This is a genomic window from Ancylobacter defluvii (assembly GCF_018390605.1).
Lineage (GTDB): Bacteria > Pseudomonadota > Alphaproteobacteria > Rhizobiales > Xanthobacteraceae > Ancylobacter > Ancylobacter defluvii.
This window is the reverse complement of the sequence record NZ_JAHBGD010000017.1, coordinates 428,133-453,974: the sequence shown is the minus strand read 5'-3', so window position 1 is coordinate 453,974 and position 25,842 is coordinate 428,133. Positions and strand designations below refer to the sequence as shown.

The 25,842-nt window shown below is 64.2% G+C and carries 22 protein-coding genes, 1 tRNA gene and 3 pseudogenes; 9 read left to right on the top strand and 17 right to left on the bottom strand.

Translation table 11 applies throughout. The features are described 5' to 3' along the window. Positions 1-294: 294 nt before the first annotated feature. Positions 295-759: a CBS domain-containing protein gene (locus tag KHC24_RS13985; protein WP_213363876.1), complete on the top strand. Its 465-nt coding sequence runs from the start codon at positions 295-297 to the stop codon at positions 757-759. Between the two features lie 50 nt (positions 760-809). Here the strand turns inward: KHC24_RS13985 and rpoH are convergent, their stop codons facing one another. Next, positions 810-1,718: an RNA polymerase sigma factor RpoH gene (gene rpoH / locus KHC24_RS13980; protein ID WP_213363875.1), complete on the bottom strand. Its 909-nt coding sequence runs from the start codon at positions 1,716-1,718 to the stop codon at positions 810-812. Between the two features lie 150 nt (positions 1,719-1,868). After that, positions 1,869-2,921 (bottom strand): RluA family pseudouridine synthase, encoded by a 1,053-nt coding sequence (locus tag KHC24_RS13975; RefSeq protein ID WP_213363874.1) that lies wholly within the window; start codon positions 2,919-2,921, stop codon positions 1,869-1,871. Here KHC24_RS13975 and KHC24_RS13970 point away from each other — a divergent pair. The 3 genes and pseudogenes from KHC24_RS13970 to KHC24_RS13960 form a co-directional block, all read left to right on the top strand. Beyond that, positions 2,920-3,258 (top strand): hypothetical protein, encoded by a 339-nt coding sequence (locus KHC24_RS13970; RefSeq protein WP_213363873.1) that lies wholly within the window; start codon positions 2,920-2,922, stop codon positions 3,256-3,258. The genes KHC24_RS13975 and KHC24_RS13970 overlap by 2 nt on opposite strands. Positions 3,259-3,366: 108 nt before the next feature. Next, positions 3,367-3,442, top strand: a tRNA-Glu gene (locus KHC24_RS13965). A 220-nt stretch (positions 3,443-3,662) separates the two neighbouring features. Beyond that, a pseudogene (locus KHC24_RS13960) lies at positions 3,663-3,807 on the top strand (glycosyltransferase family 4 protein); the annotation flags it as partial. Between the two features lie 622 nt (positions 3,808-4,429). On the opposite strand, the pseudogene KHC24_RS25085 reads toward KHC24_RS13960, so the two are convergent. Then, positions 4,430-4,734 (bottom strand): annotated as a pseudogene (locus tag KHC24_RS25085) (DJ-1/PfpI family protein); the annotation flags it as partial. A gap of 286 nt (positions 4,735-5,020) precedes the next feature. Here KHC24_RS25085 and KHC24_RS13950 point away from each other — a divergent pair. The 5 genes and pseudogenes from KHC24_RS13950 to KHC24_RS13930 form a co-directional block, all read left to right on the top strand. Beyond that, positions 5,021-6,064 (top strand): sensor histidine kinase, encoded by a 1,044-nt coding sequence (locus tag KHC24_RS13950; RefSeq protein WP_213363872.1) that lies wholly within the window; start codon positions 5,021-5,023, stop codon positions 6,062-6,064. Between the two features lie 159 nt (positions 6,065-6,223). Beyond that, on the top strand, positions 6,224-7,204 hold the full coding sequence (locus KHC24_RS13945; protein WP_213363871.1) for a TAXI family TRAP transporter solute-binding subunit: 981 nt from the start codon (positions 6,224-6,226) through the stop codon (positions 7,202-7,204). 16 nt (positions 7,205-7,220) lie between these two features. After that, on the top strand, positions 7,221-9,293 hold the full coding sequence (locus KHC24_RS13940; RefSeq protein ID WP_213363870.1) for a TRAP transporter permease: 2,073 nt from the start codon (positions 7,221-7,223) through the stop codon (positions 9,291-9,293). 474 nt (positions 9,294-9,767) lie between these two features. Next, positions 9,768-10,880, top strand: a complete 1,113-nt coding sequence (locus KHC24_RS13935; RefSeq protein WP_213363869.1) for an NADH:flavin oxidoreductase/NADH oxidase — start codon at positions 9,768-9,770, stop codon at positions 10,878-10,880. 179 nt (positions 10,881-11,059) lie between these two features. Next, positions 11,060-11,155: pseudogene (locus KHC24_RS13930) on the top strand (integrase core domain-containing protein); the annotation flags it as partial. A gap of 44 nt (positions 11,156-11,199) precedes the next feature. Here KHC24_RS13930 and KHC24_RS13925 read toward each other — a convergent pair. From KHC24_RS13925 to KHC24_RS13860, 14 genes are all read right to left on the bottom strand, one after another. Continuing rightward, complete coding sequence (locus tag KHC24_RS13925; protein WP_213363929.1) at positions 11,200-11,859, bottom strand: hypothetical protein; 660 nt, start codon at positions 11,857-11,859, stop codon at positions 11,200-11,202. Between the two features lie 51 nt (positions 11,860-11,910). Beyond that, a complete protein-coding gene (locus KHC24_RS13920; RefSeq protein ID WP_213363868.1) occupies positions 11,911-13,347 on the bottom strand; it encodes a mannitol dehydrogenase family protein in 1,437 nt (478 codons plus the stop codon). 109 nt (positions 13,348-13,456) lie between these two features. Continuing rightward, complete coding sequence (locus KHC24_RS13915) at positions 13,457-14,458, bottom strand: ABC transporter ATP-binding protein (protein ID WP_213363867.1); 1,002 nt, start codon at positions 14,456-14,458, stop codon at positions 13,457-13,459. Positions 14,459-14,467: 9 nt separating this feature from the next. Next, entirely contained in the window at positions 14,468-15,298 is an 831-nt protein-coding gene (locus KHC24_RS13910; protein WP_213363866.1) for a carbohydrate ABC transporter permease, read from the bottom strand. 1 nt (position 15,299) lies between these two features. Further along, positions 15,300-16,172, bottom strand: a complete 873-nt coding sequence (locus KHC24_RS13905; RefSeq protein WP_213363865.1) for a carbohydrate ABC transporter permease — start codon at positions 16,170-16,172, stop codon at positions 15,300-15,302. 118 nt (positions 16,173-16,290) lie between these two features. After that, positions 16,291-17,610: an ABC transporter substrate-binding protein gene (locus KHC24_RS13900; protein WP_213363864.1), complete on the bottom strand. Its 1,320-nt coding sequence runs from the start codon at positions 17,608-17,610 to the stop codon at positions 16,291-16,293. A gap of 252 nt (positions 17,611-17,862) precedes the next feature. After that, the gene (locus KHC24_RS13895; protein ID WP_213363863.1) at positions 17,863-18,822 is read right to left on the bottom strand and encodes a sugar-binding transcriptional regulator; all 960 of its coding nucleotides are present in this window, start codon (positions 18,820-18,822) and stop codon (positions 17,863-17,865) included. After that, the gene (locus KHC24_RS13890; RefSeq protein WP_213363862.1) at positions 18,819-19,523 is read right to left on the bottom strand and encodes an HAD family hydrolase; all 705 of its coding nucleotides are present in this window, start codon (positions 19,521-19,523) and stop codon (positions 18,819-18,821) included. Before KHC24_RS13890 ends, KHC24_RS13895 begins: the two co-directional genes overlap by 4 nt. A 185-nt stretch (positions 19,524-19,708) precedes the next feature. Then, on the bottom strand, positions 19,709-20,407 hold the full coding sequence (locus KHC24_RS13885) for a GntR family transcriptional regulator (protein WP_213363861.1): 699 nt from the start codon (positions 20,405-20,407) through the stop codon (positions 19,709-19,711). A 29-nt stretch (positions 20,408-20,436) separates the two neighbouring features. After that, the gene (locus tag KHC24_RS13880) at positions 20,437-21,231 is read right to left on the bottom strand and encodes an ABC transporter permease (RefSeq protein WP_213363860.1); all 795 of its coding nucleotides are present in this window, start codon (positions 21,229-21,231) and stop codon (positions 20,437-20,439) included. 8 nt (positions 21,232-21,239) lie between these two features. Further along, positions 21,240-22,142 carry an ABC transporter permease gene (locus tag KHC24_RS13875; RefSeq protein ID WP_213363859.1) on the bottom strand — a complete coding sequence of 301 codons (903 nt, stop codon included), beginning with the start codon at positions 22,140-22,142 and terminating at the stop codon, positions 21,240-21,242. A 2-nt stretch (positions 22,143-22,144) separates the two neighbouring features. Then, complete coding sequence (locus KHC24_RS13870) at positions 22,145-23,185, bottom strand: ABC transporter substrate-binding protein (protein WP_213363858.1); 1,041 nt, start codon at positions 23,183-23,185, stop codon at positions 22,145-22,147. A 51-nt stretch (positions 23,186-23,236) separates the two neighbouring features. Further along, on the bottom strand, positions 23,237-24,346 hold the full coding sequence (locus KHC24_RS13865; protein WP_213363857.1) for an ABC transporter ATP-binding protein: 1,110 nt from the start codon (positions 24,344-24,346) through the stop codon (positions 23,237-23,239). Positions 24,347-24,349: 3 nt separating this feature from the next. Further along, complete coding sequence (locus tag KHC24_RS13860; RefSeq protein WP_213363856.1) at positions 24,350-25,621, bottom strand: acyl-CoA dehydrogenase family protein; 1,272 nt, start codon at positions 25,619-25,621, stop codon at positions 24,350-24,352. Between the last annotated feature and the right edge of the window lie 221 nt (positions 25,622-25,842).

The window sequence follows — 25,842 nt, the reverse complement described above, 5'->3', positions numbered from 1 at the left end:
CGGAAGCGCGCCCTTCGTCATGCAGGAGAGGCGCGAGGAGGGCGAGGGAGGGCGCGCGAAGGGCGAGGGCGAGGGGCAGAGGGCCAGGGACAGGACGACGGGCGACGACGAGGCCAGCCGCACCGCACACACCGGCCCGCAATCAACCGCACCCATCGTACACCCCACCGCACTGGGAGTGGGGTGTGACGTTGCGGAACATCCTGTCATTGACAGAAGGTGTACCGTATACCAGAATTAGACAAAAGAATAAGATCGTGAAGACCGTGCAGGCACCGACAGGGAGAGGACGCCATGCTCGTCGCAGATCTCATGCAGCTTAAAGCCGCGCGCGTACCCACCGTGCGCATGACCGAAAGCGTTGAAATGGCAGCGACTTTGCTAAACCGCGAGCGCATCGGCGCCGTGGTGGTGAAGGACGCCTGCGGCTCGGAAGGCGACACCGTCGTCGGCATCTTCTCCGAGCGTGACGTGGTGCGTGCCGTCGCCGAGCGCGGCGTGGCCGCCCTGAAAGCGCCCGTTGCCGATCTCATGTCGCGCAACATGATCTCCTGCCAGATGGATGACAGCATCGACCACGTCCGCGCGCTGATGGACACCCATCGCGTCCGCCACCTGCCGGTGCTGCAGGATCACCAACTGGTCGGGGTGCTCTCCATCCGCGATGTTCTCGCCTATGATGTTAGAAAGGCTGCGGAATCTTCCGCTCGCCCCAGTCCCGACCGAGCGAGCGCGGAACCATTGCGGCTTCAGGCCTGAGGCCGACGGGGCAAAATCCGGCGCCCTCCGAGAGGGCGCCGGCGGTCAGTTTAGTGCGCGGAGGCAATCTCGCGGGCCGCCGGCGCCTCGATCTTGTTGACCCGGTCGATCACGGCCTTCTGCACCTTCTCGAAGGCGCGGACCTCGATCTGCCGCACTCGCTCGCGCGACACGCCGAACTCGGTCGCGAGGTCTTCCAGTGTCATCGGATCCTCGGCGAGGCGGCGCGCCTCGAAAATGCGCCGCTCGCGATCGTTCAGGACCGACAACGCCCCAGACAAGGCATTGCGACGATTGTCGAATTCCTCGGTGGCGGCCAGCAGGGTCTCCTGGTCCTCGCGCTCGTCAGCGAGCCAGTCCTGCCACTCGCCGCCGCCTTCGACATCGCCGCGCAACGGGGCATTGAGCGATGAATCGCCGCCGAGGCGACGGTTCATCTCCACCACGTCCTGTTCGGTGACGCCGAGCTTGGTGGCGATCTGCGCGACCTGATCGGGGCGCAGGTCACCTTCCTCGAGCGCGGAGATCTGGCTCTTCGCCTTGCGAAGATTGAAGAAAAGCTTCTTCTGGGCCGCCGTAGTGCCCATCTTCACCAAGCTCCAGGAACGCAGGATGTATTCCTGGATGGAGGCCTTGATCCACCACATGGCATAGGTCGCGAGGCGGAAGCCCTTGTCGGGCTCGAAACGCTTGACCGCCTGCATCAGGCCGACATTGCCCTCGGAGATGACCTCGGAGATCGGCAGGCCGTAGCCGCGATAGCCCATGGCGATCTTCGCCACGAGGCGCAAATGGCTGGTCACGAGTTTATGAGCGGCATCGGGGTCGTTATGCTCGCGCCAGCGCTTGGCGAGCATATATTCCTCCTGCGGCTCCAGCATCGGGAACTTGCGGATCTCGGCCAGATACTGGCTGAGGCCGCCTTCGGCCGATGGGATCGTCATTGCGGAACGGGCCATGGCAGCGCCCTCCTTTCGTTTTGGTCCCCTGCGGGCGACCAGAATGTTCGGCCGCATGTCGCCGGCCGAGAAACTAGCATAGCAGCAACGCGCAGGTTTTGCGCAATGGCATCATGAAAACCGGTCACGATGACTTGAGCCGAACCAGTGTCAGCCGCTGCCGGCAAGCGTTGCCTCGAGCCGGGCAAGGTCTGGCCGCAGCGGACTCGCAAAGCGCATGACTTGCCCGGTGGTTGGATGCTCAAAGCCAAGCCGCGCGGCGTGAAGAGCTTGTCCCGCAAGCGATTCCAGCGCTGCGCGTGCCGGCGCCGCAAGACGGCCGGCCTTGGTGCGGAAGCCTTGGCCATAGACCGCGTCGCCGAGAAGCGGATGACCGATATATCCCAGATGCACGCGAATCTGGTGGGTGCGGCCGGTCTCCAGTTGGCATTCGATACGGCTGGCTACTGGCCGTCCCTCGGCATCGTCGTAGATTGCCGTGCGTTCCCAATGGGTAATGGCGAAGCGCCCACCGGGCCGCACCGCGATGCGCTCGCGCGAGATCGGATGGCGGGCCAGCGGTGCATCCACCGTGCCGCGCGACTGCTCAGGCACTCCCCAGGCGAAGGCGACATAGAGCCGCTCCAGCGGGCCGGTGCGGCCGTGATCGGCGAACTGCGCGGCGAGCGCTCGATGGGTGCGGTCGTTCTTGGCGACGACTAGCAGGCCGGAGGTCTCCTTGTCCAGGCGATGCACGATGCCCGGCCGACGCACGCCGCCAATGCCGGAAAGACTGGCGCCGCAGTGATATAGGAGCGCGTTGACCAATGTGCCATCCGGATTGCCCGGGGCCGGATGCACCACCATGCCGGCTGGCTTGTCGACGACGATCAGGTCGTCATCCTCATAGACGATGGTGAGTGGGATGGCCTGTGCGATCGGCTCCGCCGGCTCAGGGGCCGGGAGGGTCAGGGTGAAGCGGGCGCCGGCCGCCACGCGCGCCGAGCCGCCGGTGACCGGCTTTCCCTCGCGGGTGAGTCGACCGTCGGCGAGCAGCGCCTGCAGTCGGGTGCGGCTCATATCCGGCAGATGGCGCACCAGCATGCGATCGAGCCGCAGGCCTTCATCCTCGGGCGTAGCGATGATATCGAGGCGCGTGCCGTCGGCCGCAGCGTCGTCGGTGTCCTCGAAATCCTCCAGCGGCTCTTCCGGCGGTGTGCCCATGCCTTCTCCCGATACAGACGACAAGCTCGATCCCCAACAGGAGCGCGTGCTGCGCAAGCTGCGTGGCTTCGCGGCATTCTCCGGCATCCTGATGGGCTTCGGCTTTCTCGCCCTGTTCGGGGCCATCGGATACAGGGTCATGGTCGGCTGGAAAAGCACGCCGAAGGAAATCACCGGCACAATTATGCTGCCGCAGGGGGCACAGGTGCTGTCGAGCACGGTTTCCGACGGGCTGCTGGCGGTGACGTTGAGCCGCCAGGGCGTTGTCGAGACGCGGTTGTTCGACATCGAGACGCGGGCACCGCGCGGCGTGCTGAGCTACGCGCATGAGCCGTGAGACGCTATAGAGCGGATTGGCGGGCGGCTGTGGATGGATGCGGCGAATATTCGGCCGGCGCTCTTGCCATATACCGGCTTTCCCCTTATGAACCGCCCCTGCCGCGCGGCTCCCATCGTCTAGCGGTCTAGGACGTCGCCCTCTCACGGCGAAAACACCGGTTCGATTCCGGTTGGGAGCGCCATTCTTTTCAACGGCTTAGCTCGTTGAGCGGCAAAAGCATCAAATATTCATTACATATTGCATCCCTAAACAATCGCGATCGGCCGTGTTCCAAGGGGGCTTTCAGATGCTTCCGTCTTTGAACGTGGCGAAACCGAACACCTCGGTTTGGTGTTGGAGGGAACGTCGAGGCCGCGGAACGCTGCGCGGACAGGACCGACGGTATCCCGGAGCATTCCAAGATACGCATCGCCCAGATTGCCCCACTTGCCGAGAGTTGCCCGCCACGACTGTATGGCGGAACGGAACGCATCGTCTCCTTCCTGACTGAAGAACTCGTTGCACAAAGGCACGACGTTACCCTGTTTGCCAGCGGCGACAGCGCAGCAGGCCCCAACCTTCTATCCCGTCGCCTGCTCGCCATAGGCGTGGGCGGCGGGAACGCCGCTGTCGCTGCTGCAACCCTGCATCGGGCTGTGCATCAAGCCTCACGCCTGCCAGATCGTGTTCGACCCTCCTTGTCTGCCCGATTCTCTCGATGAGGTGGCCTTGCACGGCTTGCGCTGCGGTGTCTCCATCATGAGCGGCGTATTCCGGCGATCGGATGGGGAAATCGCCGTCAGCACGATCAAGGGCGGTGCTGAGGCGAGCGGCATAAGGCGCGCCTAGGTCGGCTCGTCGTTGCTGGCCAGGATCTCCACCAAAAAGAGTAGCCGTTCATGGCGTTGGTGACATAGGTGCTGGAGCGGTCGAGACCGGGCACCCCTGCCGATCTTGCTCGTCGCCGGGCTGCTCGCCAATGAAGGCAAGCGCCACTGGTACCGGACTTTCGCCCGGCACCAGCCGCCCTATTCCTCCATCGGAGCTTGCTCAGCCGTGAGTGCGGCATTGAGAGCATCGAGCGAGGGCAACTCCCTCCGCCCAAAGCCCTCCGCAGCCTGAGGCGTTTCAGCCATTGATGGGGACCTCATGCAACTTTTCGACGTTCGTGGCGCCCCTCGCCAATCTCTTAGATGATCTTGGCTATGAAAGCGTGAGGTCTGCCGGTGAACGGCTTGTGACGATGCCCTGATCGGCCACCACTTCCTCGCCGATTCAATTTCCTCCGGCATTCGTTGCGTCTGTACGAAAGGACTTGAAGGAGGTCACCGAGCAGCCACGCACCGCGTCGGCCTCGACCAGCAACCGGGGGGCATGGCAAATGGCTGCCACAATCCTACCGCCGTCGATAAAGCTCCGGACGATGTTCATCGCAACGGGATCTACCCGCAGGAGGTCAGGGTTGATCTGGCCGCCGGGGATCACGAGCACATCGGAATACGAGCTTCGCGAATGCTGGGCATAAGATGCTCCTCGACGATTGGCCCACCTCCCATTGAAAGAGCGAACGCCTCGCCTCAGTAATGTTCCCGTGCTGACAGAATCAGGAGAAATGTCGCTCCTTGGGCGCGTTGAGCGCCATCGCCGAGAGAGAGCGGGGATGTCCTTGGTATCGCGTCTTTGCGCGCTATGTGCAGTTATGTAAGCCAGGCTTCGGAACAGATGGTGCAGCGTGTTGAATGATGAAGAGTGCACGGCCTTCCTGGGAAAAGGTCCCCGAATGACCGCCGAAGTGCGAGCCTTCGATTGGTCGAAAACGCCTCTTGGTCCGATCGGCACTTGGGCTCCTGCCTTGAAGACCGCGGTTGGGTTTGCCTTGAGCTCCGGCTTTCCAAAAGCTGTAGTCTGCGGGCCGAAACTCGTCACGATCTATAATGACGGATTCATACCTATCCTGGGCGGCAAACAGGGATGTCTCGGCATGTCCTTCCGCGACATATGGAGAGAGGTGTGGGACGAAATCGGTCCGATTCAGGAACGCGCCTATGCGGGAGAGCCCACTTTCATCGAGGATTTTCCGCTTATCGTCCATCGCAATGGGTATCCCGAACAAGCCTATTTCACCTTCTCCTACGGACCGATCCGCGATGAGCATGGCCGCGTGCTGGGCATGATAGATACCGTGATCGAAACAACTGCGAAGGTGATGGCCGATCGAAACTTACGGCTGATCAACGGCGAGCTTGAACATCGTATCAAGAACACGCTCGCAATGGTCTGCGGTATCGCCCGTCAAACGTTCCGCCGCGCGATCTCGATCGAAGCGGCACAGGAGACCCTACTACTCAGGCTGGAGGCGCTTGGCGCCGCGCATTCACCGCTTATTCAATCGAAATGGACCAATGCCCCGATCAGGGCAGTGATCGAAGGCGCATTGGCACCCTACCAGTCGCACGCGGCGCAGATCGCGCTTTCAGGGCCGCCCGTCGAACTCTCCGCACGATGCTCTTTGTCCCTAGGCTTAGCCATCAATGAACTCGCCGCCAACGCGTTGAAGTATGGCGCGCTGTCCACCGAGCAGGGCCGCATTACCGTTCGCTGGACGGCGGGCAATCCGGCCAGCGACGATCCGTTCAATCTCGTTTGGGAAGAACAGGGAGGCCCGCCGGTGGCGCCGGCTACGCAGTCAGGCTTTGGGCAGCAACTGATCCACGCCGTGGCCGCAGACTTCGGTGGCGAGGCAAATACCGATCTCCGCGAGACTGGAGCTTATTTCACGCTTTCGACGACGATGAAGCAGATCGACGAGCATGGTGCAGCCTAGGCAGAAGAGCCGGTCCCCTCGGATTCGCTCCAGGACTACGGCCCTACGACCAATCTGTGCGGCCAGCCCGCATTCGACAAAAACCTAACTCGTCGCGCATCGACAAGCCGGAATCCTTCGCCCATGCTGCCGCCCTGTTGCTGCAGTGAGGAGAAGATCATGAAACTTTTCGGCGCATCGAAACTGGTTGCTGCTGTCGCGGGCGTAGCGCTCATGACCGGGCTTGCGATCGCTCAGCAGCCCACCTTCTTCCGCATCGGCACCGGCGGCACCGCGGGCACCTATTATCCGGTCGGCGGCCTGATCGCCAACGCGATCTCGGCGGCCGGCGACAAGGGTGTTCCCGGTCTCGTGGCGACCGCCATCGCCTCCAACGGCTCGGTGGCCAATGTGAACGCCATCCAGTCCGGCGCCGCCGAATCCGGCTTCTCGCAATCCGACGTCGCCTATTGGGCCTATACCGGCACCGGTCTCTATGACGGCAAGCCGAAGGTCGAGGACCTGCGCATCATCGCCACGCTCTACCCGGAGACCATCCATCTCGTCGCCGCCAAATCCGCCGGTATCAAGTCGGTGAAGGACCTCAAGGGCAAGCGCGTCGCGCTCGACGAGCCGGGCTCCGGCACGCTGGTGGATGCGCGTATCGTGCTCGCCGCCTATGGGCTGACCGAAAAGGACATCAAACCGGAATATCTCAAGCCCGGCCCGGCCGGCGACCGTCTGCGCGACGGCGCGCTTGATGCGTTCTTCTTCGTCGGCGGCTACCCGACCGGCGCCATCTCCGAACTCGCCTCATCCTCCGGGATCGAACTGGTGCCGATCACCGGCCCCGAGGTCGACAAACTGCTCGCCGAGTACAAGTTCTTCGCCAAGGACAAGGTACCGGCCGAGACCTATAAGGGCGTCGGCGCGACGGACACGATTTCGGTAAATGCGCAATGGCTGACCAGCGCCAAGCAGCCGGACCAGCTAGTCTATGACATCGTCAAGGTGTTGTGGAACGATGCCTCGCGCGCGGCGCTCGATGCCGGCCATGCCAAGGGCAAGCTGATCACCCTGCAGAACGCCACCAACGGCCTCGGCATACCGCTGCATCCCGGTGCCGAACGCTTCTACAAGGAAGCCGGCGTGCTGAAATAGTCCCGGCGACCACGCCATGAGCGTCCGGGAAAACTCGTCGTCCAGCACCACTCAGGCCGTCCCCCTCGAATTCGACGAGGCGAAGGTCCGGGAGCTGGAAGAGACCTACGACCCTGAGATCCGCTTCCGGCCGCTTGCGCCGGGAGCCGGCTATCTGGTCGGCGGGCTGCTGGTCCTCCTGTCGTTGTTCCACTACTACACGGCCGGCTTCGGGCTGTTACAGGAGTCGATGCACCGGGGCATCCACCTGTCCTTCGTGCTCGGACTGGTCTTCCTGGTGTTTCCGGCGACGCGACGCGGCTACACGCAGCCGGCGCGTTCCGGGCTGCTGCGCCCGCTCGGCATCGCGCTGCCAGACTGGGCGCTGGCCATCGCCGCCGTGGTGGCGGTGATGCATATTCCGCTGATCCCGCTGGACGACCTCGCCTTCCGGGTCGGCAACCCGACGACGCTCGACGTCGTGCTCGGCGGCCTGCTCATCCTGGCGCTGCTGGAAGCCACGCGCCGCTCGCTCGGCGTGCCGCTGCCGATCATCGCCGTGCTCTTCATGGCCTATGCGCTGTGGGGGCCGTATATGCCAGGCATATTGGTGCATCCCGGCGCCAGCGTCTCCCAACTCATCGACCATCTCTACCTGACCACGCAGGGTATCTATGGCGTGGCGCTCGGCGTGGTGGCGACCTACGTCTTCCACTTCGTGCTGTTCGGCGTGTTCGCCACCCGCATCGGCCTCGGCCAGCTGTTCCTCGATTGCGCCGCCTGGGTCGCGGGGCGGTATGCCGGCGGCCCGGCCAAGGTGTCGATCTTCGGCTCGGCACTGTTCGGCATGATCTCCGGCTCCTCGGTCGCCAACACCGTGACGGTCGGCTCGCTCACCATCCCGGCGATGATCCGCCTAGGCTACAAGCGCCACTTCGCCGCCGCGGTTGAGGCGACCGCCTCGACCGGCGGGCAAATCACTCCGCCGATCATGGGCGCCGCCGCGTTCCTGATGATCGAGTTCCTGAACCTGCCCTACACGACGATCATCCTCGCGGCCATCGTGCCGGCCTTCATGCATTTCTTCGGCGTGTTCATCCAGGTGCATTTCGAGGCGAAACGCAACGGCCTGCGCGGCCTCGAGCCGCACGAGATGCCGGATGTGAAGGCGGCATTGAAGCGCGATTGGCCGACCATCATCCCGCTGGTGGCGCTGATCGGCATCCTGCTGGCCGGCTACACGCCCTATCTCGCCGCCTTCTGGGGCATCACGCTGTGCATCGCCGTCGGCCTGTTCAACCCGCGCAACCGGATGAGCCTCGCCGACATCGCGGCCGGACTGCGCGACGGCGCCAAATATGCGCTCGCCGTCGGCGCGGCGGCGGCCACCGTCGGCATCGTGGTCGGCGTGGTGACGTTGACCGGCGTCGGCTTCAAGGTGTCGTTCATCGTCACCTCCACTGCGGCCTCGATGGCGTCCTGGGCCGGTGCGGTACTCCCGGCGGTGCTGGTCGCCCCGCAGACGCTGACGCTGCTGTTCACGCTGCTTATGACCGGCGTGGTCTGTATCCTGATGGGCTGCGGCATCCCCACCACGGCCAACTACATCATCATGGCGACCATCGCCGCGCCGGCGCTCGGCCTGCTCGGCGTCGAGCCGATCGTCGCGCATTTCTTCGTGTTCTATTATGGCGTGCTTGCCGACATCACGCCGCCGGTGGCGCTCGCCGCCTACGCCGCCGCCGGCATGGCCAATGCCGATCCGTTCCGAACCGGCAACACGGCATTCCGCCTCGGGCTCGGCAAGGTGCTGGTTCCCTTCGTCTTCGTGTTCTCGCCCTCGCTGCTGCTCGTCACCAAGGGGTTCAACTGGCCAGACTTCGTGCTCGCCTTCGCAGGCTGTGTCATCGGCATCACCTGTCTTGGCGCCGCCATCTCGGGCTGGATGCTTACGAGGCTACAGGCTTGGGAGAGGCTGGTACTGGCGATCGCCGCCATGCTGCTGGTGGCGCCGGAACTCTATTCGACCCTGCTGGGTCTCGTCCTGTTCGTGCCGGTGCTGCTATTGCAGTGGAGGAGAACGGCGGACATTACACTGAGCCCGCCCTGATCGCTGCAAAGCGAACGTTCTCAAACGCAACTTTGGGTCGCTGAGCTCCGTTCGCTTACTGACCCGCCGCGGTCTCCAGGGGCATCGTACGCCGATCGGCAACTGGCCAGCGAGGGCATGATCCGAGGTCACCAATGGTCTGGGGATCAGGACGTGACCCTCGGATTCGTGGTCGCTAACGATCGTCACGCCGTCACATGGCAATCCCAGCGTCACGGCGATGATGGCATCTCCGGCTTCATGAACGACCGTATGACGCCGCCTGGCAGGCCCAGATGGCTGATCGCCGTGCTAAATGAATGCGGCACGAGGCATTGTCGATGTAGCGTTGGGTTGTGGTTGCGTGAGGCAAGCAAGTGATGTCAGACGTTCCACATTGCTGCTGACGCGCAGGAACGACGTTTTCGCGATGTGAACCTTGGCGTTGCGGGAGCTCCTGTTTGACCCCTCATTCTCAGCATAAAGAGGCAGCCTTTGACCGTTCCCACGCTCTTCACCCCCTTCGCTGTCGGCAAACTCAAGCTCGCAAACCGGATTGTCATCGCGCCCATGTGCCAGTACTCGGCCGAGGAAGGCCGCATGACGGATTGGCACCTCATCCATCTAGGGCAGCTCGCGCTCTCTGGGGCAGCTTTGCTCACCATCGAGGCGACCGCGGTCGTTCCCGAGGGACGCATCTCCTATGGCGACGTGGGGCTTTACGACGACGCGACCGAGGCCGCGATGGGCCGGACGCTTGATGCCGTGCGCCGCTGGTCTGACATGCCGATCACCATTCAGCTTGCTCACGCGGGTCGCAAGGCGTCGACCGAAAAGCCCTGGCTCGGTGGCCAGCACATCGCACCGTCCTCACCGAACGGTTGGCAGACGGTCGCACCTTCCGCAATTCCGTTCGCGGAGAGTAACGTGCCGCCTCACGCACTGGATGCCGAAGGCCTGAAGAGGGTGCGTGATGCTTTTGCCGCGGCGGCCGTCCGCGCCGGCCGACTGGGGCTCGACGCAATCCAGATCCACGGTGCGCACGGGTACCTCCTTCACCAATTCCTGTCGCCGATCGCCAATCGGCGTGACGATGCATATGGCGGTACTCTTGAGAACCGCATGCGTTTCCCGCTCGAGGTGTTTGACGCTGTGCGCGACGCGTTCCCAGCTGACCGTCCGGTAACGATGCGAGTGTCAGGGACCGATTGGGTGGAAGGCGGCTGGGACGTGGACCAGACGATCATCTTCGCCAAAGCGCTCGAAGCGCGGGGATGCTCTGCCATCCATGTTTCGAGCGGCGGCCTGCACCCATCGCAGGCAATTCCGCTCTCTCCCGGCTATCAGGTTCCGCTGGCGCGCGTGGTGAAGGCGCAGGTCTCGATCCCGGTCGTGGCCGTAGGGCTCATTACTGGCTACGAGCAGGCGGAGGCTATCGTTGCGACCGGCGACGCCGATCTCGTCGGCCTCGCACGCACCATCCTCTACGATCCCCGCTGGCCTTGGCACGCCGCTGCCGCGCTAGGCGGTCAGGTCGCCGCCGCCGACCAGTATCTGCGCTGCCAACCGTCCCGGTTGAGGGACCTCTTCGTGAAGGCCCCGCACTAGGCTTTTTGGGGGCGCGGCGATGCGTGTAGGCTCAAATCGACTTACATCATCTCCACGCCACCACCCATCGAGCTTGTCGACATCATAACAGCTGGCCTCCTGGGCTTTGCACTCCGGATCATTGGCCTGCTCATGGTTCTGTGGACCGGTCAGAAAGGTGTGGTGCTGGGAAGCTCCTGGCCGGCAAGCCGACCGACAACGCCTTCATCGAAAGCTTCTATGGTCAGTCCCGGACGGAATGCCTGAACGATCACTGGTTTATGAGTCGTTATGACCTCTCGATCACCGCCGCGCCCGTCGTGGCTGTGATTTTCTGGCGCTACTTCGGCACGTCGTCTCGGAAATGGATCATGATGATGCGCGGGAACACTGTCGGATTGATACACTGGCCTCCGCCCTTGTTTGCACTGAAAGTGAATCCTGTGAGCATCTTCAGTGCGGCTGCCAAAGACAATGCAAGAGGGCGATTGTCATCGTCGTAGTAGATGACGGAGTTCCTGGCTGCGAACCCTTTCCAATCTCCATTGGGGCTGGCTGGCGTGTGGGCCGGCTCCCGGCACTCTGCCGGATAGAGATACAGCGAGCTATCGACGTTGCAGCCGAGGGCGACGAGCTTGTTCTGTATCTGTGTCCGTGTACTGGCAGCGACTCCGCTGCCATAGGTGTTGACGCCACAGAGGAAACTGCTGAGCGATAGCGCCGGCGGCGGATCAGTCTTGTTCTCCACGGTAGGCGGCGGCGTCGGCTTTGCTATGGTTACCGGCTCGACTGGCGCCGGCAGGGGTGGCGGTAGGGGCTTCGGTCTGAAGCGATCAGGAAAATGGACCGCAATCAGAATCGAGACGCCAAACGCGAAAAGAACTATCTGACGCCCCTTCGAGGCGATGACCGGTAACTGGTGTCCCAGCACGCTGAGCCCGCCGCCAACGATGGCGGCGACCATCAGCACAATGGCTAGAACGGTCAGTGTTTCGTTCATCGCCGCCCCCGAATGCAACGGTAACAGGGAACCTCTGCAGGATCGTGAAGGTCAGCTTCGGACATACTCGGCGAGAACCGCCCGCGCGCCCTTTTCCCATACCGCCTCAAGCGCCGCGGCGAAGGCCTCCACGACCTCGTCATCCGCGGCAACATCGCCATAGACCTCCCTCATCGCGAGCCAGGCGGTGGGGTCGGTCTTGGCCTCAATCGCCCGCGCCGTCAGTTCGTCCCAACTGGGATCGTTCGGCGCGACGGCGGCGCCACTGTCGGTGGTACCGGCGCAGTAGCGGCACCACAGCGCGGAGGCGAGGATCAGCCCTTTGGGCAGCCGCCCGGCGGCACGGTTGTCGAGGATCGAAGGCACGATGAATTTCGGCTGGCGGTTGGAGCCGTCGAGGCAAAGCCGCCGCACGGTGTCCGCCACTTCCGGATTGGAGAAGCGCTCGCGAATGATGGCGTAGTAGCCGCCGAGGTCGGTGTCCGGCACCGGCGGCACGATGGGGATGATTTCCTCGCGCTCCAGCTTGTCGAGAAAGGCGGTGATCAGCGGCTCCTCCATCGCCTCGTGCACGAACTCGATGTCCATCAGTCCGCCGGGATAGGCGATAATGGCATGGCCGCCATTGAGGATGCGGATCTTCATCGTCTCATAGGCGTGGACGTGCTCGGTGAAGATCACGCCGGCCTTCTCCAGCGCTGGCCGGCCGGCGGGAAACCGGTCTTCCAGCACCCATTGCCGGAAAGGCTCGCAGGTGACGGGAACCGGGTCGTCCAATCCGAATTCCGCCGCCATCGCCCGCTCGCGTTCGCCCGTCGCTGGGGTGATGCGATCGACCATCCCGTTCGGAAAGGCGACATTGGCCGCCACCCATTCCGCCAGCTCCGCGTCGAACAGCCGGGCGAGACCCACCACCACCTGCCGCGTGACATCGCCATTGCCGGGCAGGTTGTCGCAACTCATGATGGTAAAGGGAGGAATGCCATTCTCGCGACGTGCCTTCAGTGCTGCGAGAATGGCGCCGAACGCGGTTTCCGGCGTCGTGGGGTTGGCTGCATCGGCGGCGATTTCAGCGTTGGTGGTGTCCAGCTGGCCGGCCGGATCCATGAAATAGCCGCCCTCGGTCACGGTAAGGCTGACGATACGGATCTCCGGCTGCGCCATTGCCGCAATCAGCGCGGCATTCCCGGTCTCGATGGGCAGGAAGTCGATCATCGCGCCCACCCGGCGCGCGCGCTTGCCGCTGGGATCGAGCTCGATCACGGTGGAAAGGTAGTCCTGCGCTTTGAGCGCCTCGCGCATGCGAGCGTCGGTCGGCCGCACGCCGGCGCCGATGATCGCCCAATCATGGCCTTCGCCGCGCGCAAACAGCTCGTCGAGGTAGACTGCCTGATGCGCGCGATGGAAATTGCCCAGCCCGATATGAACGATGCCCGGCGTCAGCGTCGAACGGTCATAGGAAGGAAGCGATACGGCAGGCGTGGTCATCTCTCGTGCCATCCAGTTTGCCGCCGTCCACGCCGAAGCCTTGGGCGACGAATGAATCGGCCTCGCACCTTGCGAGGCAACCCGTCATGCTGATCGGGCCCCCCAGGGCTCACGCGGCGATGGTTTTTCCGGCTGCGTCGAAGCGATGCAATTTGCCGGTCTGCGGTGCCAAACTGACCGGGTCGCCGTGACGCAACCTCACCTCGCCGCCGGCGCGCACGGTCAGGGGACCGATGCCCTCGACCTGAACCTTGAGGAAGGTGTCGGAGCCGAGATGCTCGGAGATGCCGACCACGCCCTTCCACGGGCCGTCGGCCGCGATGTCGACATGCTCGGGCCGCACGCCCAGCGTATGGGCGGCATGCTTGGCCGCCTCGGCGCCTTCGATGAAGTTCATCTTCGGCGAGCCAATGAAGCCAGCGACGAACAGATTGGCGGGTGTCTTGTAGAGTTCCAGCGGCGAGCCGACCTGTTCGATCCGCCCGGCGTTCAGCACCACGATCTTGTCGGCCATGGTCATAGCCTCGACCTGATCGTGGGTGACGTAAACCATTGTGGTCTTGAGCGACTGGTGCAGCTCGGAAATCTCCTGCCGCATCGAAACACGCAGAGCCGCGTCGAGATTGGACAATGGCTCGTCGAACAGGAAGGCCGAGGGCTCGCGCACGATGGCGCGCCCGATGGCAACGCGCTGGCGCTGGCCGCCGGAGAGCTGGCTGGGGCGTCGGTCGAGATAGGGCGTGAGGTTCAACACCTTGGCCGCCGCTTCGACCTTGCGCTCCTGCTCCTCCTTCGGCATGCCGGCCATGCGCAGCGGGAAGGCGATGTTTTTTCCCACCGTCATGTGCGGATAGAGCGCGTAGCTCTGGAACACCATGGCGAGCCCGCGCCGCGCCGGCGGCAGGCGGGTCGCGTCGCGCCCGTCAATGGCGATGGTACCGGAACTCGTGTCCTCCAGCCCGGCGATCAGCCGCAGCAGGGTGGACTTGCCGCAGCCGGACGGGCCGACGAACACAACGAACTCGCCATCCTCGATGGTGAGGTCGATCCCCTGGATGATGGAGATGCCGCCGAACGACTTCTTGACCTGTGAAAGGACGATCTCACCCATCGATATCTCCTATTTCACGGCGCCGAAGGTGAGGCCGCGCACGAGTTGTTTCTGGCTGAACCAGCCGAGGATCAGGATCGGCGCGATGGCCATGGTCGAGGCGGCGGAAAGCTTGGCGTAGAAAAGGCCCTCGGGGCTCGAATAGCTGGCGATGAAGGCGGTGAGCGGCGCCGAGTTGGCGGCGGTCAGGTTCAGCGTCCAGAAGCTCTCGTTCCAGGCGAGGATGACGTTGAGCAGCAGGGTGGAGGCGATGCCCGGTACCGCCATCGGCGTCAGCACGTAGAGGATCTCCGCGCCGAGCGAGGCGCCGTCCATGCGCGCGGCTTCGAGGATCTCGCCGGGGATCTCCTTAAAGTAGGTGTAGAGCATCCAGACGATGATCGGCAGGTTGACCAGCGTCAGCACGATGACGAGGCCGGTCTTGCTGTCGAGCAGCCCGGTGTCGCGGGCGAGGAGATAGATCGGCACCAGCACGCCGACCGCCGGCATCATCTTGGTGGAGAGCATCCACATCAGCAGATCCTTGGTCCTTTTGCCCGGCACGAAGGCCATCGACCAGGCAGCGGGGATGGCGATGAGCAGGCCGAGCAGCGTCGAGCCGAGCGCGATTACCACCGAGTTCCAGAAATGGCCGAGATAGTCGGAGCGCTCATTGACGGTGTGGTAGTTCTCCAGCGTCCAGTCGAAGAACAGGAAGGACGGGTGCGGGTTGATCGCCTCGCCCTCGGTCTTGAAGGAGGTCAGCACCGTCCAGAGGATCGGGAAGAAGATGAGCAGCCCGATACCCCAGGCGATGGCGGTGACGACGGCCTTGCGGCCGGTGGAGACTTCGCGCGCCATCTCAGGTCTCCAGGTTCTTGCCGATCATCCGCATCAGGAAGATCGCGACGATGTTGGCGAGGATGACGGCGACGATGCCGCCGGCGGAGCCGAGGCCGACGTCGAATTGCAGCATGGACTGCATGTAGACGAGGAAGGTCAGCGTGGTGGACGCGGTGCCGGGTCCGCCATTGGTGGTCACCAGGATTTCGGCGAAGACGGACAGCAGGAAGATCGTCTGGATCAGCACGACGACGGTGATCGCTCGCATCAGATGCGGAACGGTGAGGTGGAGGAAGCGCCAGAACGGACCGGCGCCATCCATCTCGGCTGCCTCCATCTGCTCGCGGTCGAGGCTCTGCAGCGCGGTGAGCAGGATCAGCGTCGCAAAGGGCAGCCACTGCCAGGCGACGATCGTGATGATCGAGGCGAGCGGCGCCTCGGCGAAGAAGTCGAAGGGCTCGAGGCCGAGGCCGCGGGCGGCAGCGGCGAACAACCCGTTCACCGGGTTCATCAGCATGTTCTTCCACACCAGCGCCGAGACGCTTGGCATGACCAGGAACGGTGCGATGACCAGGATGCGCACGATGCCCTGACCCCACATCGGTTGGTCGAGCAGCACCGCGAGCCCGACGCCGCCCAGTACGGTGATGACCAGCACGCCGAGCACGAGCGTCAGCGTGTTGACCAGCGCCGGCCAGAACGCCGGATCGGTGAAGAAGTAGAGGTAGTTCTCGAAACCGGTGAACTCCTCCGTTCCCGGCATCAGCAGATTGAAGCGCAGGAACGAGAAGTAGACCGTCATGCCGAGCGGCACGATCATCCAAAGGAACAGCAGGACGACCGCCGGGGAGAGCATGAGCCGGCTTGCGGTGCGTGAGGCTTGCGTCGCCATGAACGGATTCCCGGCTTGAGCACGCCGCCGACGATGGGGCTGCGGCTGCGAGGCAAGGGAGGGTGGCGGGTGGCGTGGGAGTGCGCCGCCCGCCTCGGATCGCCGTTACGCGGGGCCGTTACTTGGGATAGCCCGCGCGGGTCATCTCGCGGGAAGTCAGTGCCTGAGAGGCGGCCAGCGCCTGGTCGGCATTCGCCTTGCCGGCGAGCGCGGCGGAGAATTGCTGTCCCACCGAGGTGCCGATCGCCTGGAATTCCGGGATCGCCACGAACTGTCCGCCGGTATAGGGCACTTCCTTCTCGGAGGGATGCTGCGTGTCGGCCGACTGGATGGCCTTGAGCGTCATCGGCGCGAAGGGCGCTGCCTTCAGATAGGCCTCGTTCTGATAGAGCGAGGTGCGGGTGCCGGGCGGCACATTGGCGATGCCCTCCTTCTCCGCGACCAGCTTGGCGTAGGCGGGCGAGGTCGCCCAGGCGACGAAGGTCTTGGCGGCGTCCGCCTTGGCCGAACTTGCCGGAATGGCGAGGTTCCACGACCACAGCCAATTGCCGTGGTTCTGGCCGCCCGCGCGGGTCGGGGCCGGTGCGAACCCTAGCTTGTCGGCAACCTTGGACTCCTTCGGATCGGAGAGGAAAGAGGCCGCGACGGTGGCGTCGATCCACATGCCGCATTTACCGGTCTGGAACAGCGCGAGATTTTCGTTGAAGCCGTTGGACGAGGCGCCGGGCGGGCCGTAGCTGCTCATCAGCTTCAGATAGGTTTCGAGCGTCTTCTTCCACTCGGGGCCGTCGAACTGCGGCTTCCACTTCATGTCGAACCAGGCGCCGCCCATGGAATTGTTCATGGAGGTGAGGAACGCCATGTTCTCACCCCAGCCGGCCTTGCCGCGCAGGCAGATGCCGTACACGCCGGCCGCCTTGTCGGTCATCTTGGCCGCGGCCTCGGTGATGAAGTCCCAGTCCGGATTTTCCGGCATTTTCAGCCCGGCCTTCTCCAGAAGGTCGGCGCGGTACATCAGCATCGAGCTCTCGGCGTAGAACGGCACCGCATAGAGCTTGCCATTGACGGTGAGGCTTTGCGCCACCTGCGGCAGCAGGTCGGCCTGATCATAGTCGGCGCCGAGATTGTCGAGCGGCAGGAGCCAGTTCTGCTTGGCCCAGATCGGCACTTCGTAATTGCCGATGGTCAGCACGTCATACTGCCCGCCCTTGGAGGCAATGTCGGTGGTAACGCGCTGGCGCAGTACGTTTTCTTCCAGCGTCACCCAGTTGACCTTGATGTCGGGGTGCTTGGCGTTGAAGTCCGGCATGAGGCGCTGCATGCGGATCATGTCGCCATTGTTCACGGTCGCGACGGTGATCGTGGTCTGTGCCGAGGCGGCTCCGGTGGCGACAAGCAGCAACGACGCGCCCATGAGGGCGCGGACGGTAACAGTCATGGCTTCCTCCCTGGCGATTTGAGCAATTCATCGCCTTGTGGGCAAACATTCACCTCCTGTGGCGCGACGTCAATCCCCTGACCATGCTGCGGATGCGAGACGCGGGCACGCCCACTCCTCGCCAGCGGCGGGAATTACCTGAAAACACAAGGATGTAAGAGCCGCGCGTGCAGCGAGCGCCGGGAACGGTCGCCTCAACACGCCGCCGTGACTCTTGCCGTGGCGGCATCACGGCGTGGCGGTGATGGTGCCTCAGGTGGCGAGCACGCTGCGCGCCGTCGGTTCGTCGGTAATCAGCCCGTTGAGGATCCCCGAGCGCAGCGCCGCGGCGATGGCGGCGACTTTCGAAGGGCCGGCGGCGAGCCCGATAACCGGGCGATCGGGACGCGGCGCCGGCGCGTGCATGCCGCCGAGGCGCTGGTTGATGGCGAGGTCGAGGTAGCGACCTTCAGCATCGAAGATGCGGCCGGCGACTTCTCCGACCGCGCCGGCCCTCTGCACCTCGCTCAGTTCCGCCGGCTTGAGGAAGCCGTCGGTGAGCAGTGGTGCATCGTCGCTCATCTGGCCGACGCCGACGAAGGTCACGTCGGCGGCGCGGGCGAGTTCGCGCACCTTGCGCACCGGCCCCAGAGACTGGAAGGTCAGGTTCTCTTCGGCGGTGTCGGAGATCACCGGCACCGGCATCGGATAGTGCGGCGCATGCACCTTTTCCGCCAGCCGCATGATGACGTCGAAATAGGAGGCCGAGCCGTCCGGCGCGATGTTGCCGATCAGCGAGACGAGCCGATGCTGCGGCGCGTCGATCACGCCAAGCGCCTCTACCATGCCGCGCATGGCACGACCCGTGCCGAGAGCGACGACCAGGGGCGTGGGTTCCCGCAGCACGCGCTCCATCTCCGCCGCCGCGGCGGGGGCTATGGCGCGCACCGGGTCGCGGTCGGGTCCAAGCCCGGGCATGACCCGGCAGCGCACCAGATGGAAGCGTTCGCGCAAAGCCGTTTCCAGCTCCTGGCAGCTCGCCAGATGGTGGTTGAGCCGTACATGGATCAGGCCGGCGGCGACGGCACGGCTTACCAGCCGCTGGGCGCGCTGGCGCGACACGCCCATCTCGGTGGCGATCTGGTCCTGTGTCAGGCCACCGACATAATAGAGCCAGGCTGCACGGGCGGCTTGGTCGTCGGTGGAGGGCCCGACTTCGATCGGAAGGTTCATGCGGGATCGGCCAAATCGGCAGGAGCGGCAGCGGATCCCCGAAACAGGCCGGGCAACGCCGTCCTTAGTTCGGTGAAGCTGGCAAAGCTCCGGTGAAAATGAAGTTCGTCCGGCAGGACAAGGTCCATAAGGGCGAGATGACTACCGCCGGTGAAATGCCACACCTGCATGCCGGCAGCCAGCCCCGCCATCAGCCCCGGGAGACTATCCTCCACCACCACGCACGCCGCGGGATCGACCCCCATGCGGCCGGCGGCATGCAGGAAGAGATCGGGAGCCGGTTTGCCGCGCTCCACCTCGCTCGCGGTAAAGGTACGGCCGGTGAAGAAACGGTCGAGCCCGGCGATCTTCAGCGATGCAGCGAGCCGCGGCGGGCTCGACGAGGTGGCGACGCAATAGGCAACGTCCAATTCCTCCAGCATCTCGACAGCGCCGGCCATCGGCGACAGCCGGCCTTCGAAGGAGGCGATCAGGCGGGCGCGATAATCAGACTCAAAGCTCGACGGCAGCCTGATATCGAAGCACTCGCGCACCTCCGAGAGGATCACCGGATAGGCGCGGCCGATAAAGTGCCGCGCAACGAAGCCGATGTCGACGGTCACGCCGTGACGGGCCAGTTCGTCTATGAGCGCACGGGCGCTGAGCACCTCGCTGTCGATCAGCACGCCGTCGCAATCGAAAATGATGAGCCCAGGACGCATGATGAGCGATCTAATCCGGCATCAGACCGGACGTCCAGTGACGGCACGATCGCGCGCCTTCCAACGGGCATGCCGTATTGATTGGCCCCGAAGCCCACGCTGGAACACGCCCATAGCGGCGTGGCTATTCATCAAGCGATTGCAGGAACTTGCATGGTGTTCAAGAAGTGCGCTCGCCGGTTGGATCAGCGCGGGGAGGGCTGAGTACCTCTCTCCGCGAGTTCGATATGGGCATTTGCGATGCGCAGCACTTCATCGAAATGCTTGCGGATGATGCGCTCGGCATCTTCGGAATCCCGTTGAATCAAGGCGCTCGCCACTTCCAGATGGTCTGCCTGCAGGCGTGCGCTTTCCTCCGGCGTAGGATCGATGCCGACGGCCGAGAAGGAATATTCATAGAATTCCTCGATGAGGGACAGCAACCGCGTACTGCCCGATGCCCGCGCGATGGACAGGTGGAAGGCGCGGTCTTGCGCGGAGCGCGTCTGGCCGTCAGGCGCACCTTGACGCGCAGCCTCGCGACAACCGCGCAGGATTTGCGACAGCTCCGGGTCCGAGGCATTCGCGCAGGCGAGACGCACTGCGGCGCCTTCGAGCGCCTGACGGATGACCAGTATCTCGCCGAGCTTCTTGTCCACTTCGGCGACGATGACGCCGCCATTCACCTGGCGTAGCACAAGACCTTCGCTTTCGAGACGCGATATCGCCTCGCGCACCGGCGTGCGGCTCACCGCCAGCCGGTTCGACAGCTGGGTCTCGATCATGCGGGTTCCGGCTGGAATCGAACCTCGAAGGATCGCCCGGCGCAACTCCCGATGCACATGAAGAACCACCGGCTCGCGCTCCACCACGGTGAGTTCGGGTCCGGCATCATTGATCTTCATCGTATCCGTCATAGATCCCTGGTCCGTTCTCACGCGGAACGCCTCGATCGCCTCTGTGCCAGCGCCACCAGCCACAGACCGAGTACTGAAATCACTGTCATGAAGGTCGATACCGCGGCAATGGTGGGATCGATGGTCTGCTGCACATTTACCCAAATCTGCCGCGGCAGGGTCGGCTCGGTAAGGCGCGTCAGGAACAGGCTGAGGATGATGTCGTCGAAGGAGGCGACGAAGGCGAACAGCCCGCCGCCCAGAATGGCCGGCCGCAGGTTCGGCAGCGTGACCAGCCAGATCGCCCGCAGCGGCGAGGCACCGAGGCTGCGGGCCGCCCATTCCAGCCGTCGGTCGAAGCCGTAGAGCGAGGCGGTGACGATCATCACCACATAGGGCACGGCGATGATGGTGTGGGCGATCACCAGAGCCCCCGTGGTGCCGAGGATGCGCAGCCGCACATAGAGGAAGTAAAGCCCGACGGCGATGATGATCTTCGGCAGGATCAGCGGGCTCATCACCAGCATGCGCAGCGCCGTCTTGCCGGGGAAGCGGTAGCGCACCAGCGCAATGGAGATGGCAAAGCCGATCACCAGCGAGGTGATCGCGGTGAGCCCGGCAACAAGGAAGCTCAGCCGCGTCGCGGCCATCCACATCGCGTCGCCGAAATAGGCCTCGTACCAGCGCAGCGAGAAGCCCGATGGTGGGAACTCCAGCATCTGGGTCGGGGTGAACGACACAAGGAAAATGATCAGGATCGGCGCGATCAGGATGGCAAGGATGGCGCAGGAGAAGGCGCCGAGGGCAAGGCGTCCGGGGGAGATGCGCGTCATGTCGGTTCTCATTTGGCGCCGCCCCACAGGCGCTCGAAATCGAGGAAGCGATTGGCCATAAGCTGCATGCCGCCCGTCACCATGAGCAGGATCACCGACAGCGCCGCGGCGAAGGTCCAGTCCATCGCCTCGTTGATCTGGATGGCGATCATCAGCGGTAGCGTGGTCTGCTGCGGCCCGCCGAGCATGGCTGGGGTGATGTACATGCCGATCCCTAGCATGAAGACGATGTAGCAGCCGGCGAGCACGCCCGGCCGGGTCAGCGGCAGGAACACCTCGCGAAAGGCGCGGATCGGGCTCGCCCCGAGGCTGCGCGCCGCCAGCATGAGATTGCGGTCGATGCCGTTCATCACGCTGTAGAGGCTGAGGATCATGTAGGGCATCAGGTAATAGGCGAGCGCGAGAACGACCGCCGTGTTCGTACCGATAAAGGCGAATGGCGTGTCGATGATGCCGAGGTCAAGCAGCACGGAATTGAGGATGCCCTGGCGGCCGAGGATGACCATCCACGCATAGGTGCGCACGAGGCCGCTGCTCCAGAACGGGATGAGCACGAAGGCCATCAGCATCACCGCCCAACTCCGGTTCATCGTCACCAGCCAGTAGGCGACGGCATAGCCGCAGACGAGGGTGATCGACAGCGTCACCAATCCGAGCGCGCCGGTATAGGCAAGCACCATCCAGTAGGCCGGCTCCTCGAAAAACATCTCGAAGCCGACGAGGGTGAAGCCGTCCTCGCCATGCACCGATTGCCAGAAGATCCGCGCCAGCGGATAGCCGAAGAACAGCGCGTAGAAGACCAGCACCGGGATGAGGAAGGCCGGGAAGCGCCCCGCCGACAGCCGCCGGGGCGCGGGCGATGCGGCCGCCGAAGCGGCCGCATCATTGGCATGGGCCATGGTCTCGGCCATGGTCAGCGCACCCCGAGGCGGGCCCAGCCGCGTGCGATGTCCTGGCGGTGGGCGCCGAGCCATTCGGCATCCGCGACCCGACCCTCGGCGGCAGTCGCCGGGTTGCCCGGCAGCAGCGGCGCGACGTCCTTGTCGATGAACTTGTAGGCATCGACATTGATCGGGCCGTAATTGGTCGGCTTGGCCAGCGCGGCGAGGCGCTCGGGCTCACACACCCAATTGAGGAACTTCTTGGCCGCCTCGGCATGCGGCGCCCCCTTCGGGATGACGAAGAAGTTCGGGTAGCGCAGATGCTGGTTCCAGTTGATGGCGACCGGCTTGCCCTCGGCCACCATCGGCACCATGCGGCCATTGGGGATGACGATCATGTCCACTTCGCCGTCGGCGAGGAACTGCACCACCTTGGCGTAGCCGTCCGAGAAGACGATGTCGCTGCCGAGTGCGGCGATCTTGTCGAAGGCCTTGTCGATGTCGAAGGGGTAGAGCTTGGCGATGTCCGGGTTCTCGGCCATCGCCGCCTGCTCGACCGGCGGGCGGGTGGCGCCGATGGAGCCGCGCTTGCCGGGAAAGGCCTTCACGTCCCAGAAATCCGCCCAGCTCTTCGGCCCGTTGGGATAGGTCTTGGTGTTGTACGCCATGACCATCGCCCACTGGATGGTGGGGAAGGCATAGGGGTGGCGCATATCCTGCGGGATGCCGGCGAGGCAGCTCTGCGGCACCGATTTCCAGTCGATCGGCTCCAGGAGCTTGTCCTTGGCAAGTGCATTGACCGAGTCGGCGGAGAGGTCGATGACGTCGGCCTCGACATTGCCGGACTGGATCATCACCTTGAGGTTGGCGAAGTTGTAGCCGGCCGCCTCCTTCACCGTGACGCCGCTGGCCTCGGCATAGGGCTTGAACCAGTATTTGCTCTGGTTCTCCTGGTAGTTGCCGCCCAGCGACAGGATCGTCAGGTCCTCGGCGGCCGCGCCCGCCGCGGAAAAGGCGAGGCCGAGCGCCGTGCCGACGGCCAATATGCTCGTGCGAAAGTCTCTGCTGCTCATCCGCATGCTCCAATTGTGGCGATCACGTTCGATCGCCGTCAGCCATTCCCATCAGGCAAGAAGGATCCGTGCATTCTGCGGCTCGAAGCCGACCCAGAGCGGCATGTCCGTCCGGATCGCGGCCCCGACGCCCCGGTTCGGGCGACGGATCTTCAGTTTCTGGCCGTCGGCCAGTTCCACGGTGTAGACGATGCTCTCACCGAGATAGAGTTGAGACACGACGCGGCAGGCCATTGCATTGGCGATGCGGTCCTCGGCCGTGACGAGGCGCAGCCGCTCCGGCCGCACGAACACCGAGGCCACCTTGCCGCCGCCGGCCGCCGGCTCGGCGGCGACGCGGCAGGTGCGCCCGGCAATGTCGACCAGGGTCTCCTCGCCCGCCTGCGTCGCCACCGTGCCTTGCAGGAAGTTGGATTCGCCGATGAAATTGGCGGTGAAGCGATTGGCGGGCGCCTCATAGGTCTCCTGCGGCGAGGAATGGCTGGCGATGCGGCCGTCCTCCATCACCGCGATGTCGTCCGACATGGTCAGGGCTTCTTCCTGGTCATGGGTGACATAGACGACAGTGAGGCCGAGATCGGTCTGGATGCGCTTGATCTCCTCCTGCATCTGCAGGCGCAGACGGCGGTCCAGCGCGCCGAGCGGCTCGTCCATCAGCACCAGCGACGGGCTGAACACCAGCGCGCGGGCGAGCGCTACGCGCTGCTGCTGGCCGCCCGAGAGCTGGTGCGGATAGCGCTCGAGGAAGTCGCCGAGCCCGACCATCCGCAGGAACCCGGCCGAGCGCTCGCGCGTCTCGGCACGGCCGACGCCGCGCATCTTCAGCGCGAAGCCGACATTGTCGAGCACCGTCAGATGCGGGAACAGGGCATAGTTCTGGAACACCATGCCGATGTCGCGCTTGTGCGCCGGCAAGGTGGTGACGTCGCGGCCGTTGATGCGGATCGCCCCGCTGGTCGGCTCGATGAAGCCGGCGATCATCATCAGCGTTGTGGTCTTGCCCGAGCCGGAGGCGCCCAGAAGGGTAAGGAAGCGTCCGGGCTTCAGGTCGAGATCGATGCTGCGCACGGCGGGCGCCTGGCCGAAATCCTTGCGCAGGGCCTCCAGCACCAGTGAGGCCCCCTGCACGCGCGGCTGCGAGCTGTCGGTCGGGTTCGCCATCCGTCAGACGGCCTCCGCCCGGGAGCCCGGTGCCTTCATGTCCGGGACGAGGCCGAGCTCGGCCCAACTGCGGGCGGCGCCGGCATCGCCATATTTCTGCTTCGGCGCGTAATGCCCGTCGACGGTGGCGTCGGCAACAAGGCGGACGAGCTGGCTGTCACGGGTGTGCAGCGAGGCGGCGCGGATGTCGCGCCAGATCATCTCCAGCGGCATGGTGTCGAGCAGCGCACGGGTGCCGATGATGTCGAACGCCTTGGTGGCGACGTTGAGCGCAACCTCACGCGCCGTGTGATGGGCGCTGAGCGAGGCGAGCGCCGCATCGCCCCAGTTCTCCGCCTCCCACAGTCGCGTCGCCAGCATGGCCGAACCGGCCGCCGACTGGATCGAGGCCGCCATATGGCCGACCTCGACCATCAGCCCCTCCTCATTGCGGAGGAAGGGGCGCTTGCGCAGCGTGTCGAGTACGCAGTCGAAAGCACCACGCGCACAACCGATCAGGTGGAACGCCTGCGAGAGCTCCAGCGTATAGGGGTCCTTGGTGATGAAGTCGGCCGGCTCGCCGAGCACGTTCTTCCACGGGATGAACACGTTGGCGAGCGTGGCGCTCCAGCTCACCGTGCCGCGCAGGCCGATGACGCGGTCCCAGCCGTTCTCGTTGAAGGCGAGCCCTTCGCTGCCGGCCTCGACGATCGACAGCGTCAGGCCATCGCGGCTGGTCTGCGCCCCCGGCGCGATCGACCAGTAGAGCAGGTACTTCGCCACCGGCCCGTTGGAGCAGAAATGCTTCGAAGCATTGGCGAGGAAGCCACCTTCCACCGGCTGCATGCCGGCATGGAAGAACAGCTTGGTCTTGGTGTCCTTGCTGGCGACGCTCTCCTGATGGTTCACCTCGCTGCCGAGCGAACCCATCAGTACGCCGTTCTGTGCCACGTCGCCGAGGATGCGCCGCTTCTGCTCCTCATTGCCGAGCCGCGCCACTGCACCGCACTGGTGATAATGGATGATCAGGTTCCAGCCGGTGGTCGAGCAGGCCCGGGCAATCGCCTCGGTGACGACGTAGCAGCCGAGATGCGCGTTGCCCGCCTCCGGCGCCTCGCCGCCATAGGCCTTCGGCACCGCCAGCTTGAGCAGGCCGGCCTCGCGCAGCAGGGCGATATTCGCGTCGGTGAACCGCGCGGCCTTGTCGAAGCCCTTGTCCGCCAGCTTTATCCTGGCCGCCACCGCATTGGCGACGTCCAGCCACCGCTGCTGCTCGCTCGTCAGATTGGTCCACATCACTGTCATTCCCTGGGTGCCTCGCGGCACAAGATGGAGCGAATTTCATGCATGCTGCATGCAGAACGTCAACCGGGAAATGACGAAACCTGAGCGTCATCACATCAATGAATAAGCTTTAGGCTGGAATCGCAAAATCTCACAAAATTTCAGCAATCACTGCATATTATGAGTTCAGTCTTGCCATTCGCATAATTTTGTTCGGATCGTCTTGCCTTCCA